The 13,266-nt window shown below is 61.2% G+C and carries 11 protein-coding genes; 7 read left to right on the top strand and 4 right to left on the bottom strand.

All coding sequences use genetic code 11. The features are described 5' to 3' along the window. Positions 1 to 40: 40 nt before the first annotated feature. The 7 genes from FJ490_RS30990 to FJ490_RS30960 all read left to right on the top strand — a co-directional run bounded on the left by FJ490_RS30990 (position 41) and on the right by FJ490_RS30960 (position 8,719). Positions 41 to 940, top strand: coding sequence for a DeoR/GlpR family DNA-binding transcription regulator (locus FJ490_RS30990; protein WP_318012478.1), 900 nt, complete (start codon positions 41 to 43; stop codon positions 938 to 940). Continuing rightward, positions 927 to 2,027: a four-carbon acid sugar kinase family protein gene (locus FJ490_RS30985; RefSeq protein WP_140729598.1), complete on the top strand. Its 1,101-nt coding sequence runs from the start codon at positions 927 to 929 to the stop codon at positions 2,025 to 2,027. Before FJ490_RS30990 ends, FJ490_RS30985 begins: the two co-directional genes overlap by 14 nt. 222 nt (positions 2,028 to 2,249) lie before the next feature. Continuing rightward, on the top strand, positions 2,250 to 3,281 hold the full coding sequence (pdxA, locus tag FJ490_RS30980) for a 4-hydroxythreonine-4-phosphate dehydrogenase PdxA (protein ID WP_210239487.1): 1,032 nt from the start codon (positions 2,250 to 2,252) through the stop codon (positions 3,279 to 3,281). A 41-nt stretch (positions 3,282 to 3,322) separates the two neighbouring features. Next, positions 3,323 to 4,807 (top strand): aldehyde dehydrogenase, encoded by a 1,485-nt coding sequence (aldA, locus tag FJ490_RS30975; RefSeq protein ID WP_140729597.1) that lies wholly within the window; start codon positions 3,323 to 3,325, stop codon positions 4,805 to 4,807. Positions 4,808 to 4,883: 76 nt separating this feature from the next. Then, positions 4,884 to 6,026 carry a substrate-binding domain-containing protein gene (locus tag FJ490_RS30970; protein WP_140729596.1) on the top strand — a complete coding sequence of 381 codons (1,143 nt, stop codon included), beginning with the start codon at positions 4,884 to 4,886 and terminating at the stop codon, positions 6,024 to 6,026. 165 nt (positions 6,027 to 6,191) lie between these two features. Further along, positions 6,192 to 7,775: a sugar ABC transporter ATP-binding protein gene (locus FJ490_RS30965; protein WP_140624780.1), complete on the top strand. Its 1,584-nt coding sequence runs from the start codon at positions 6,192 to 6,194 to the stop codon at positions 7,773 to 7,775. Between the two features lie 62 nt (positions 7,776 to 7,837). Further along, positions 7,838 to 8,719: an ABC transporter permease gene (locus tag FJ490_RS30960; RefSeq protein WP_181165435.1), complete on the top strand. Its 882-nt coding sequence runs from the start codon at positions 7,838 to 7,840 to the stop codon at positions 8,717 to 8,719. A 121-nt stretch (positions 8,720 to 8,840) separates the two neighbouring features. Here FJ490_RS30960 and FJ490_RS30955 read toward each other — a convergent pair whose 3' ends face one another. The 4 genes from FJ490_RS30955 to FJ490_RS30940 all read right to left on the bottom strand — a co-directional run bounded on the left by FJ490_RS30955 (position 8,841) and on the right by FJ490_RS30940 (position 13,199). Further along, a complete protein-coding gene (locus FJ490_RS30955; protein WP_348641025.1) occupies positions 8,841 to 10,061 on the bottom strand; it encodes a DUF2235 domain-containing protein in 1,221 nt (406 codons plus the stop codon). 139 nt (positions 10,062 to 10,200) lie between these two features. Next, complete coding sequence (locus FJ490_RS30950) at positions 10,201 to 11,400, bottom strand: mandelate racemase/muconate lactonizing enzyme family protein (RefSeq protein WP_140496529.1); 1,200 nt, start codon at positions 11,398 to 11,400, stop codon at positions 10,201 to 10,203. Between the two features lie 9 nt (positions 11,401 to 11,409). After that, the gene (locus FJ490_RS30945) at positions 11,410 to 11,736 is read right to left on the bottom strand and encodes an NIPSNAP family protein (RefSeq protein ID WP_140496531.1); all 327 of its coding nucleotides are present in this window, start codon (positions 11,734 to 11,736) and stop codon (positions 11,410 to 11,412) included. A gap of 101 nt (positions 11,737 to 11,837) precedes the next feature. Continuing rightward, positions 11,838 to 13,199 (bottom strand): mandelate racemase/muconate lactonizing enzyme family protein, encoded by a 1,362-nt coding sequence (locus FJ490_RS30940; RefSeq protein ID WP_140557675.1) that lies wholly within the window; start codon positions 13,197 to 13,199, stop codon positions 11,838 to 11,840. Between the last annotated feature and the right edge of the window lie 67 nt (positions 13,200 to 13,266).

Genomic DNA, 13,266 nt, shown 5'->3' with positions numbered 1-13,266 from the left:
TCAGGCGAGCGCGTTTGCGGCACCGTGCGGAGATACAAACGTGGCAAGGAATGTCCGAAAATCAGCGGTGGAGGACATGGCGCCCTCGGCGTCCGCCGGGTCATGGGAAGACGATGGCGGGCGCGGACGGGTCGACTTGATTCCGGCCAAGCGTCATGCCTTCATCCTCGAATGCCTTAAACGGCAAGGAGCCGTAGGCGTTCAGGAGCTCATCGATCTCATCGGCGCATCGCCTTCGACGATCCGGCGCGATCTCGAGACGCTTGAACGGCAGGGAGCACTGGAGCGAACGCATGGCGGGGCGATGCTTCAGCGCACGGAACTCGCCACCTTCGAGCCGGATCTCGCCACCGCGGCGCATTTCGCCAGGGCAGAGAAAGAGGCCATCGGTGCCGCCATGATGTCGGAACTCCGCGCCGGCCAAAGCGTCATTTTCGACGCAAGCACGACCGTGCTGGAAGTCGCCCGCGCCATCGCCGCGACGCCTATTCCGCTTACCGCCGTTACCAACAGTCTTGCGATCGCGCAGATACTTGCAGCCGTGCCGGAAGTACGTCTCGTCATGCTTGGCGGCACCTGCAAGCCGGGCTCACTGACCCTGGTCGGCCAGCCCGGCGAGAATTTCCTGCGAACCATCCACGCCGATGTGGCCATTCTTGGGACCCATGCCATCACCGGAGACATGCTCACGGAGACCTCGCTAGAGGTTGCGGCGATGAAGCAGGCGATGATCGCGGCGGCGCGCCGTGTCGTCGTGCTTGCGGACAATTCGAAGTTCACTGCCCCCAATTTCTGCACCATCTGCCGTCTGGCCGATATCCACCAGATCATTACCGACGAGGGCATCGATCAGGCTCACCTCACCAATCTTCGGACGCTCGATGTGAACGTCCGCGTCGTGCGCGTCAGCCGTCCAGGTTCTTCAGTTGAGCGCTCTTGAGATTGCGGATATTCGGGTCGTAGCCGACGACCTGACCGGCGCCCTGGATAGCGCGGTTTCCTTCGCCTCGCCTGGCTACGGCATCGGGGTGAGCTGGCAACTGGACCGTGCGTTTTCGGGGCGTATGGCTGTCGATGCGGCCACGCGAGAGGGCGCCGAGGCGACGGCCGTCGCCAGGCACCGGGCGCTCGCGCCATGGCTCGCCGCCGGACAATTGAGTTTCAAGAAGATCGACAGCCTTTTGCGCGGTCACGTCATCGCCGAAATAGAAGCCTGCATCGTCGAGGGGACGTACCAGCGCGTTGTGCTGGCGCCTGCTTTCCCATTTCAAGGGCGTGTTACGCGCGCCGGGCGCCAATGGCGGCTCGATCGGCCTGAAATGGTTGGTCCCGACCTCCTCGCCGACCTCGGCCAGCGCTTTTCGGTCGGGCGTTCAACACCGAGGGCACGACCGGTCCATTTCATCACCCTCTACGATGCCGAAACGGACACGGACCTGGACAAGATCGTCGCAACGGCCGGAATCCCGGAGGCACGGATCTTGTGGGTCGGCACAGGCGGCCTGGCGGCGGCACTCGCCCGGCACATGAAAGCACAGCAGAAGCCTGCTCTTGCGTTATCCGGGCCGTTCCTTGGCCTTGTCGGCACAAATCACGAGGTCACAGCGGGACAGGTGGCCCTCTTTGCCGCCCGGCATGCGGATGCGCATATCGTTATCGAACGCGACATCGACAAAGCGAGAAAGCGCTTGGCGGAGCGGATGATGCAAGGCGCGCCATCAATTGTCAGCGTCGCTGCATCGGGTGATCGCCACGCGGTGGCGGATCATATCGGCAAGGTGTTTGCCTCGCTTCTCGAAGATTTGCCGAAGCCCGGCACGTTGCTCGTCACTGGCGGCGAAACATTGCGGTCGGTGTGCGACAGCCTAGGCGCCGTCGAACTCACGGTCGAAAGCGAGATCGAGCCGGGGCTGCCGGTTTCCGTCATCAAAGGCGGCGTTTTCGAGGGGCTGGCCACGATTTCGAAATCGGGCGCGTTCGGCGACAGCGCCCTGCTCTGCAGGCTTGCCGCTCTCGCGCGTTCCTGATCAGGACGATCGCCGGCGAAGACGCGGCACATCCGCCTTGCCGGTCAAATAGCGTCAAAAACACTGCGAAGCCGGGTGCGGTCGAGATTTCAGCCCGCAGAGGGAGAGGCGCAGTCCGATCAGCCGTGAAATTTGATTGCGAATGATCGCGAAAGAAAACTATTGCGCATATCTGGCCAGAAGGATTAGAAGATGATCACAATTGACCGATATGGGGTGTTTATGTCTGGTCCAAGGCTCGGCATCACAATGGGTGATCCCGCGGGCATCGGCCCCGAGATCATCGCGAAGGCATGCGCACGGCTGAAACCGCGCCTTGCCGAGGGGTCACTGTCGCTTCTCATCATCGGCAGCGTCACCGCGATGCGCGCGATGGAGTCCATTTCAGGACGTATCGAGCGGGAAGAACCGTCGGCTTCGCCCAACGGACATTTTCCGCCCGTGGCCATTCTTGAGGCCGGACCAGAGCGGACACCCATAGAGACAGGCGTCATGTCGGCCGAAGGCGGGCGCCTTGCCTACCTGGCCATCGAAAAGGCTGTTCGCCTGGCCCAGGCCGGCTCGATAGCAGGCATCGTTACGGCCCCTCTCAACAAGGAAGCACTCAACCTGGCCGGCTATCACTATGCCGGCCATACCGACATGCTGGCGGAGCTGACAGGCGCACGCGATTCCGTGATGATGCTTGCCCATGGCGATTTTCGCGTCAGCCATGTCTCGACCCATGTGGCGCTGGCTCAGGTTCCGTCGAAACTGACCGAACCTCGTTTGCGCCGGGTTATCGAGTTGACTGTCGAGGCATTGCAGAGCCTCGGCATTGCCCATCCGCGCATTGCGATTGCCGCGCTCAACCCGCACGCTGGCGAAGGCGGCATTTTCGGTCGTGAGGACATCGACATCACGACCCCGGTCGTCGCCTCTTACACATCGCCCGATTTCGCCGTGGTTGGACCTGTTCCGGGCGACACGGTCTTCGTCAAGCTACGTGCCCGTCAGTATGATGCGGTGGTCGCGATGTATCACGATCAGGGCCATGTTCCGGTGAAGCTGCTCGGCTTCAATGTCGATCCCGCGACCGGTGAATGGAAAGCGCTCTCCGGTGTCAATGTGACGCTCGGCCTTCCGATCATTCGTACCTCCGTCGACCACGGCACGGCCTTCGACATCGCCGGCAAGGGCATCGCCAACGAGGACAGCCTGGTCGAGGCGATCGAGTTCGCCGTTCAGATGGCCGCGGCAAAATCCAAACCTTAGGCACCGGCACGCCTGCAACGCACGAAGAAGCGGATCGAATCATGGCTGTAGAGAAGTCCCATCTCATGCTGATCGACGGCAGATTTGTCACCGGCGAAGCCGGCACGCGCCCGGTGATCAACCCGGCCAACGGCAAGGTTTTTGTCGACGTGCCCGAGGCAAGTCCGGATCAGGCTCGCCAGGCGATAGAGGCAGCCCGTAAGGCGCAGAAAGCCTGGGGGCTCAAATCACCCCTCGCCCGTGCGGCGATCATGAAGCGGATCGCGGTGTTGATCCGGCAGAACACCCGACATCTGGCCGAGGTGGTCGTCAGGGAACAAGGCAAGCCGATCAATGAGGCCATGGGTGAAGTCGGCGGTGCGGCCGAGTTCTTCGACTACTACGCCGAGTTTGCCCGCCGCATTCAAGGTGAGATCCTGCCATCCGACTATGCGGGAGAGCAGGTCTGGATCCAGCGCGTACCCGTAGGCGTCGTCGCCGCCATCATTCCCTGGAATTATCCGAGCGCCCTGGTCAGCCGAAAGGTGGCGCCCGCCATGATCGCCGGCGACACCATCGTCCTCAAACCGCATGAAGACACGCCGCTTTCGGCGCTCGAAATGGCTCGCATCTTTGTGGAAGCGGGCGTGCCGGACGGCGTCGTCAACATCATAACAGGACGAGGCGAAACCATAGGCGAGGTGCTGTGCACGGAACCCGGCGTCGACCTCATCACCATGACCGGAAGCGTGCCGACCGGCAAGCGCATCATGGCGAATGCCTCGCGCAACCTGACGCCCGTTTCGCTGGAGCTTGGCGGCAAGGCGCCCTTCATCGTCCTGGCCGATGCCGATCTCGAGCTGGCGGTGCGGTCGGCGGCCACCTCGCGCTACATGAATTGCGGGCAGGTCTGCATATGCAACGAACGCACGCTCGTCCACCGTTCGATTTACGATCAGTTCGTCACGCGCTTCGTGGAGTTCTCGAAGTCGCTGGTCGTCGGTGATCCGATGCAGGCGAATACCGATATCGGTCCCAAAGTCAGCCGTGAGGAATTGGAAAAGGTCGAGGTGGTCCTGGCGGAAGCCGTCGCGGGCGGCGCGAAGCTGGCTCTGGCCGGCGGACGCCCGGCCAAGGCGCCGATCGACGGTGGCTACTGGCTCAATCCGACCGTATTGACCGACGTGACGCCCGACATGCCGATCATGACGCGGGAAATCTTCGGCCCGGTCGTGCCGATCATGCCCTTCGACACCTTCGAGGAGGCAGTCAGCATCACCAATGCCAGTCGCTATGGCCTGTCGGCCTATCTTTTCACCAACGATCTGGGTCGCGTCATGAACGCCGTCAACGAGGTCTCGTTTGGCGAAATCTATGTGAACCGGATCGGGCCAGAAATGCTGCAGGGCTTCCATGTCGGCTTCCGCGAGAGCGGATTGGGCGGTGACGACGGCGTACACGGGCTCGAGAGCTACATGCGCAAGAAGACGGTCTACGTGAATTACTCGGGTGCCGCCACGGCGGCATTGATGCCTTACGGGCGCTGAACAGCGCCCAGCCAGTACGACCAGCCAGGTCGCTACCCGGCCAAAATGGCCGTTTCATCTCATCGGGAGGAATAAAATGCACTATCGTGGATTCATGGCGGCGGCTTTGGCCGTGGCATTGTCGGGGTTGGCCGCATCTTCGGCGATCGCCGACGACACCATTCCACCGGAAGCAAAGGCGTTGCTTGAGCCGTTGCCTCTATCGCCGAGAGGCCAACCCGTTCCGGGCTTCCCGGACGGTCCACCGGCGGTGTCGCCAGACGTGCTGAAATTCTCCGATGCCGACCTTGCAAAGCTGAAGACCGGAAAGTTCACCGCCGGGCTGGTGATGCACACCATGGATGCCGGCTGGCCTCAATTGCAGGTGGCCGGGATCTCGAACACGCTCAAGGATTTTGGCATCGAGGTTGTCGGAACCACCGACGCCAAGTTCCAGCCCGGCCAGCAGATCAGTGATCTCGAGCAGATGATCGCACGCAAGCCGGATGTGATCTTCTCGATCCCGATCGATCCGAAGTCCGAATCCGAAGCCTACAAGAAGGCGGCGGCAGCCGGCATCAAGCTGGTTTTCATGGACAACGTTCCGGTCGATATGGCGCCGGGCAAGGACTATGTGTCCGTTGTCGCTTCCGACAATGAGAAGAACGCCTATTTCGCCGCGCAGGAACTTGTCGGGGCCATTGGCGGCAAGGGCGAGGTCGGCATCATCACGCTGGTCTATGACTACTACTACTCTGTCGCGGCCCGCAAGGTCGGCGCACTCAAGGCATTCGGCGAACACCCCGACATCAAGGTCGCGGACGTCGGTACCTTCACCGCGCCTGAGAAGGCCTACGAGGTCGCCACCGCCATGTTGACGGCACATCCCGACATGAAGGGCATCTTCGTTGCCTGGGACACGCCCGCGCAGCAGGTCGTGGCCGCGGCCAAGACACTCGGCCGCGACATCGTCATCACCACGAATGACATTGCCGCAGACAGCGCGCTGAACGTTGCACGTGGCGAGTTTCTGGCCGTGGGTGCGCAACGCCCCTATGACCAGGGTGTCGCGGAGGCCAAGGCGGCCGCGCTTGCTCTGCTTGGACATGACGTCCCGCCGTATATTTCGGTACCGACATTGCGCGTCAAGAAGCTCGACCTTCTCAGTGCCCTCAAGCAGGTCACCAAGGAAGATGCGCCGGCTTCGGTGGTGAAAATCTGCAACGGCGAGTGCTTCTAGAGCAGTTCACCGTTTCACGGAAACGGCGAACCGCTCTATCTCTTTGTTTTTGCGCAATTCCAGACGGAAAACCGTACACACTTTTCCTGGAATTGCTCTGGCTCCTTCTTTCGCCGGCGGGCCGCAGCAGTCCGCCGGCGCTCCCCGAGCGATCGAGAAATCGTCATGGCCGAAGCGAAAACTTCAACGTCCCAGCGCCCTATCGTAACGATGCAACGCATCGGCAAGTCGTTTGGCGCGAACCGCGTGCTGTCGGACATTTCGTTCGAGGTCAAGGCCGGCGAAACGCATGCACTGCTCGGCGAAAACGGTGCGGGCAAGTCGACGCTCATGAAGATCCTCATGGGCGCGTATCGGACGGACGAAGGCCGGATTCTGTTCGACGGCGAGGACGTCACCGCCCTGTCGCTTCGAGAGAGGATCGATCGCGGAATCGCAATGATCTTCCAGGAGCTGAGCGTCTTGCCGAACCGTTCGGTTGCCGAAAACCTGTTTATCCTTCGCGAGCCGCTCGCCTTCGGCCGACGTGTCGATGCCAGAAAAATGCTGCGCGAGGCCCGGGCTCTGATCGAGCGATTTGCCTTCTCGCTCGATGCCTCGGCACGTGTGGGCGACCTGGCGTTCGCTCAGCGCCAGATGGTCGAGATTCTCAAAGCGATCTCGCGGGGCGCCAAGCTGCTCGTAATGGACGAGCCGACTTCGTCCCTGACCATCCATGAGGAGGAAACGCTTTTTCGGACAATCGGTCAGCTCAAGCAGAACGGAATCGGTATCGTCTACATCAGCCATCGCATGGCCGATGTGCTGCAGCTTTCGGATCGCATCTCGATTATCAAGGATGGGCGACTGGTCGGCCCGCTCGATCCGGAGAAGACGTCCATCGAGGATATCGCGTCGTTGATGTCCCGGCCCAAGGTCGAAACAGCTTCCCCAGCCGCAGCCGCGCCAGCAAATCGTCAACCGGCGACGCCCGCCGGGATGCCGGCTCTTGAGGTCCGTGACCTTGCCACCTCGCGCAAACTGTCCGGCGTGTCGTTCTCGATCGACCCGGGCGAGATCGTCGGCCTTGCCGGGCTTGTCGGCAGTGGCCGCTCGACCCTGGGCAAGGCTTTGTTCGGCATCCTTCCGGATGTAACCGGCCACATCGCCGTCGGGAGCGACCCCGTCCAGCCGGGCAGTGTGAGCAGGGCCATCGCTGCCGGTATCGCGCTTGTTCCCGAAGACCGTCGGCTCGAAGGTCTTGTGGGTGGGCGCTCGATCGAGGAGAACCTCGCGCTCCCCCGCCTTTCCGAGTTCTCGCTGGCGGGTCCGTTCGGGCCGATGGCGAAGGCCCGGATAACGGCTCTGTTCAGACAATACCGGGACGATCTCAGTATCCTGTGCCGCGGTCCCTTACAGAAAGCCCAGGAGCTTTCGGGCGGCAATCAGCAGAAGATCGTCTTCGCCAAATGGCTGGCCATGAAGCCGAAGCTGTTGATCCTCGACGAACCAACCTCCGGCGTCGACATCAATGCCAAGCGCGATATGCGCGACCTTGTGCGCCGCACGGCCGGCGAAGGCGTCGCCGTGCTGCTTATTTCTTCGGAACTCGAAGAACTCCTGGATTTGTCCGATCGCATTCTGGTCATGGCGCAAGGGCGGATCACGCGCAGCATCGATCGCGCGGACGACGAGACAAAACTTCGCGCGTTGCTGCAGGCCGAGGCGGCCAGACAAGCCAGTGCGCGCGCCCAGGGAGTTGCAGCATGAAACCGTCCCCTATGCCCTCGCACGCAAATGCGATAAATTTTTTCCGCGATCACATCACCTATGTGATCTTCCTGGCGATAACCCTCTACTTCGTCCTGTTTGCTCCCCACTTCGCGTCTGTCTCGACCGCAAGCGCGGTTCTGCGCATCACAGCCATCGTTTCGGCAATGGCGATCGGCATGACATTCGTCATCATCTGCGGCGAAATCGACCTGTCGGTAGGATCGGTTGCAAGTTTTTCAGGGATGATCGGAGCGCTGCTGCTCGGCCAGGATGTTCCCACCTACGTCGCAGCTCTTCTGGTGCTGGCAGCCGGCGCAGCGATCGGGGCTACCTCGGGCATCCTTGTTACAAAAATACGCATTCCATCGTTTCTTGTGACCCTTGGCATGCTGTCGATCTTTTCCGGGCTGGCGCTGACGATCACCGGCACCCGGCCAGTGTCGATCGTCGACGATGATTTCTCGAACCTGTTCTGGAACGGCAGTTTTCTGGGCGTGCAGGCGCCAATCTGGTGGACGATCGTCCTAACTTCCGTCGGCTATTATCTTCTGCACCAGATGCCCTTCGGCAGGCGTGTTTATGCGACTGGTGGAAACCCTGTAGCCGCCCGCTTTTCCGGGGTGCGGACGGACAGCGTCAAAATCTTCGCCTTTGTGCTGTCCGGCATGATGGCATCCCTTGCAGGCATGATGCTCGCGGCCCGCTCCACCGCCGGCAATCCTAGCCTGGGGGCGGGTCTCGAACTCGATGTCATCGCGGCCGTGATCATAGGCGGGACAAGTCTCTTCGGCGGCTATGGATCGATCGTCGGTTCTGTCGTCGGCGCAATCTTCATAGGGATACTCGGATTCGGTCTTCTCGTGCTCGGTCTTTCGACCAGCATCCAGGAGGTGATCAAGGGCGCTATCATCATCATTGCCGTCTCGTTGAACCGGCGTTGAAAGCAGCAGAGTTCCATGATCCGGCGAAACGCGCGCGTTCCACGCGTTGACTGCCGAAGTAGGACCGACCCACCCGAAATTCTCTGCCGTCACAGACCTGCTGGCCCGCTCGGTGTCTGCGCTAAGTAGCGGCTTCGTTGGCCAGGTGATCCTTCATGAGGTCACCATAGGGTTCAACATCGAATGCGGTTGGAAAATTCTCGGGCTTATAGGCCGGGATCGCCGCCTTCCGATCCAGAACCGACTGATGGACCAGCGGCCGCCGTCCCTGTCGCTCGATCATGCGCGGCTCGGCTTGCGGTAGGTAGAAGCCGAGGACCGATTTTCGCTTCCATTCACGCCATTTGACGGACTTTGGAATCCACTCGAGCGGCTTCCAGCCCACGGTCATTGAATCATGCACGATCCCCAACGGATGGGGGCTGACGAACGTCATCGTCCCCTCGCCCTTCCCTTCCCCGAAGACAAGCCGCTCCAGCATGCGGGAATTGGTCTGCAATCCAAATGCTTTGGCCTGATCAACCATCCAGTCGAGCGGAAATTTGGATATGGCGCTTTCCTCTTCAGGATAGCCACCGCCGACATCCGAATGAGATCCGGCGAACCAGACTTGCCTGATGTCCTGCTCTTTTGCCGGCGCAATCTTGTCGAAAGGGTTTTCGACGAATGGCTGCGGCTCGATCCACCGGTTCAACCGGAACATGCGGCGATGCTCATCGATCGCAATTGCATGTCGAAAGACTTCGACGCTCGGGTTGGTCCTCGTATGCGGCAGTGTCAGGAGCTGTGGCAGAAGCCGGTCGCTTCGCGGCACGATGATCGACGCCACGGTGTCCCAGACACCAAGAAATCTGATGCGCGCGTCCCGGGCTCCTGAAACCTTGGAAAAGTGCCAGGCAACGCTAAGGTCGTGCTCATCGCTGGCTTGCTTGTAGGAGCTTACGGCATACTCAACGATGTTGAGTTGGTCCGGATGCAGCAGGCCGATCATGTGGATCAAGCCCGCAACGGCGCGGGCTGTATAGGCTCCCCGGCTGAAGCCAAAGAGGAAGATTGCGTCCCCTTCGACGTAGTGCCTGCAGATGAAGGCGTAGGCGCCGGCGATTTCGGCGTCGAGACCATATCCAGTTGCGAGCTCGAACACGGATTTCGCGTTCTGGCGCCATCGCGTCCAGGCATCGCTGGCACCGATGGTTCCTATGCCGGCGTCGTAATAGACGCGCTGCTCCTCATTCTTCTTCAGGATGCGGAACAACTTCAAGACGTTCGAGAGATTGCGCTCGATCTGGTTTCCCGTTCCATCGCAGCAGACAACGATGTTTTTGCCAGTCCGCTTCAACACCACCGCCTCTGACGGTCCAGTTCAGACCAACCAATTTTGACCCAAGCTGTGGATCACATCAACAGGCATCTGACGACGGATACCGATGAGAATGTAGGCGGCGCCGTCGGCGTGGTTCCGGTAGCGAAAGAAGAGGGCTTCAATCAAAGAAGCCCGTATCCTCTTCCCTGAGATACTTCCTGGCTGCTTCGGCGTCGATATCGAGGCCCAGGCCCGGCGCTTCCAGCAGGTCCACCATGCTGTCCTTCACGATCTGCGACGGCAGGCCGATCACGAGATCCTCCCACCAGGGGTCGGAGGCGCTGGGATATTCGAAGGCGATGTAGTTGGCGGGCAAGGTGGCGCAAACGTTGATCAGGGCGCCGAGGCCCAGCAGGCCGTTCGCGGTGCCGTGCGGCGCCATCAGGATCGAGTGCATGTAGGCATGCTCGGCGACCCATTTGAGCTCGGCAATGCCGCCGATATCGGCAGGATCTGGGCCGATGACGCGCACGGCCTGCGTCTCGATCAGCTCCTTGAAATTGTGCCGCAAGTAGATCTGCTCACCGGTATGGATCGGCGTCGAGGTGGAGGTTGTCAGCTCCCGATAGGCCTGCGGATTGACCCACGGCACATAGTCGCCGGTCAGCATGTCCTCGAGCCACATCAAATTGTACTTCTCCACCGCGCGAGCGAACTTGATCGCGTCGGGCAGCATCCAGCCCGGGCCGCAGTCGAGCGCCAGGCTGACCTTGTCGCCCAGCACTTCCTTCATGGCGATCACGCAGTCGAGCATGTGGTTGAAACCGCGCTCGCTGATCACGCCCTGATCCATGGCACCGTGATAGCCGGCCTTCTTCTGCGTCACGCCATAATGGAAGTCCTCGATGCTGTCCTTCATGTTCGAGTGGAACGAGATTCCTTGCTTGACCATGAAGAAGTTCTGCGGCTGCTCCATCATCCATTTGACGTCGGCCGCATAATCCTCCGGCCGGTCGCCCGCGCGTTTCCGGCGGATCGAGCCGTTATAGACGCGCACCTTGTCGCGCACCTTGCCGCCGAGCAGTTTGTAGGCCGGCACGCCAGCGGCCTTGCCGGCAATGTCCCACAGCGCATGCTCGATCGCGGAGACGGCGGCGCCATAGGGCTTGAACGAACCTCGCTGGCGGATCTTCAGCATCACCCGCTCGACGTCGGTCGGATCCTCGCCGATCAGCGCCTCGCGGAAATGCAGCACAAAGGGCTTGAGATAGGTCTTTGTGAACTCGACCTCGCCAAGGCCATGGAGGCCCTCGTCAGTGACGACGCGAACGATGGGATGCCGCCCGATGACGGCGCAGCGCAGGTCGGTGATCTTCATGGCACAGTCCTATTTCACAGACGAGAAAGCTGTCGGTGTGAGCAGCTGGCTGGCGATATTGGCAACGATCTGCCCGTCACGCTCAGACTCGTCCCGGGCCCTGTGCCATGCCGGATCGGTGACGAAAGCCGCCCATTTCGCCTCACGCTCGGCCAGCGATTCCCAGGCGAGGAAATAGGTAAGGCGATTGCTGTTTTCGCCGATCGCCGTGGTGAAAAACCCGGCTTGGCGGATGCCATGCCTCTCCCAGATGGCCAGCGTCTGGTCGGAAAAGCGCTTGAGCAAGGCCGGCAGCCTGCCCGGCAGGCAGTCATAGATACGCAGTTCGTAGATCATGGTTTCGTCCGTTTCTTTCTTCGCCTCTCCCCACGGAGAGGTCGACACAAATGGTCGGTCGTTAGCCCTGTGGGCTTGAGAATGAGGGCTGGGGGTCTGGGCTAACTCCAGGTCCGGTCCCAGCTATATTCATTGTCCCAATGCTCGGTGGATTGCCAGATGCCGACGACACCCGGCTGCAGATGCTGCGAGATCACCTCGTCTACGACGTCGTCGATCCCCAGACCCGGCTTGTCCGGAACAGTGATGAACCCGTCCTGCACGAGCGGCTTGGGAAGGCCGGTGACGATATCGTCCCACCAGTCGACATCGGCGGAGTGATATTCGAGCGCCATGAAGTTCTCGGTCGCGGTCGCGACATGGGCCGCGGCCATCGCAGCGATTGGACTTTCGGCCATGTGGATGGCCATGGCGACGCCGTGATCCTGCGCCATGTCGCCGATCTTCTTGGTCTCCAGGATGCCCCCGCTGGTGAGCAGGTCCGGGTGGATAATGGAGAGGCCACCGCTCTTGAGCAGCGGTTCGAACCCCTCCTTGAGGTAAATGTCCTCGCCGGTGCAGATGGGCACCGTGGTGGCGTCCTGCAACTGCCGGTACTGCTCGGTGTACTGCCAGGGGATTACATCCTCGAGCCAGGCCGGCACGTATTTTTCAATTCGCCTGGCGAGCCGAATGCCGTTCTGGAGTGAGATGTGGCCGACGTGGTCGATAGCGAGCGGGATCTCCATGCCGATGACCTCGCGAACCTCGGCAATGTACTGCTCGAGCAGGTCGAGGCCCTTGTCGGAAAAATGAAGGCCGGTAAACGGGTGGGCGACATTATGCAGGTCGTAGGCCGCGTTGCGGGCGCGCCGCTCATCAACGGTCTTGAGCGGGCCGCGGGCGGGATGAACGCGATAGCCTTCGAGTGAGCCGGCAGGAGACACGACCGCGCCGGGCACATCCGCGATCTGCATCAGCCCCAGATCCATCTTGAGGAAGGTGAAGCCGAGCTCCATGCGCTGCTTGAGACGTTTGCCGGTCTCTGTGCCGCTCGGCACGGTTGCATCGGTATCGCAATAGAGGCGCACCTTCTCCCGAAACCGGCCGCCGAGCATCTGGTAGATCGGAACGCCATAGGCCTTACCGGCGAGATCCCACAGCGCGATTTCGACCGCCGAGACGCCGCCGCCTTGCCGGCCGTGCCCGCCGAACTGCTTGATCCGGCGAAACAGGCGATCGATGTTGCAGGGATTCTCGCCAAGCAACCGGCTCTTCAGCATCAGCGCGTAGGTGGCGCTGGCCCCGTCGCGCACCTCGCCAAGCCCGACGATGCCCTGGTTGGTGTAGATCTTGAGCAGCGCCGTCGTGAACGGTGCGCCGACGATTTCAGCCACCCGCATGTCGGTGATGCGAAGATCGGACGGCTTGGAGTTCATGTTCACCCGATCAAGGGCTTCGTCGGCTCCACCGGTCTTGGGCATCACTTATCCTCGTTTTTGGTAGGCGGGCTTTTCGGCGGCATGCAGCCCCGACATGAGGCGACATGCG

The organism is Mesorhizobium sp. B2-5-11 (assembly GCF_006440835.1).
In the GTDB taxonomy this organism is placed as follows: Bacteria; Pseudomonadota; Alphaproteobacteria; order Rhizobiales; family Rhizobiaceae; genus Mesorhizobium.
This window is presented reverse-complemented; position numbering and strand designations above follow the sequence as displayed.

What these genes read in the sequence shown, in the direction of transcription:
- pdxA (WP_210239487.1), top strand. Translation starts at nt 2,250, where the DNA reads ATGTCTGGTCCAAGGCTCGGCATCACAATGGGTGATCCCGCGGGCATC.
- aldA (WP_140729597.1), top strand. Translation starts at nt 3,323, where the DNA reads ATGGCTGTAGAGAAGTCCCATCTCATGCTGATCGACGGCAGATTTGTC.
- FJ490_RS30970 (WP_140729596.1), top strand. Translation starts at nt 4,884, where the DNA reads ATGCACTATCGTGGATTCATGGCGGCGGCTTTGGCCGTGGCATTGTCG.
- FJ490_RS30965 (WP_140624780.1), top strand. Translation starts at nt 6,192, where the DNA reads ATGGCCGAAGCGAAAACTTCAACGTCCCAGCGCCCTATCGTAACGATG.
- FJ490_RS30950 (WP_140496529.1), bottom strand. Translation starts at nt 11,400, where the DNA reads ATGAAGATCACCGACCTGCGCTGCGCCGTCATCGGGCGGCATCCCATC.
- FJ490_RS30945 (WP_140496531.1), bottom strand. Translation starts at nt 11,736, where the DNA reads ATGATCTACGAACTGCGTATCTATGACTGCCTGCCGGGCAGGCTGCCG.
- FJ490_RS30940 (WP_140557675.1), bottom strand. Translation starts at nt 13,199, where the DNA reads ATGCCCAAGACCGGTGGAGCCGACGAAGCCCTTGATCGGGTGAACATG.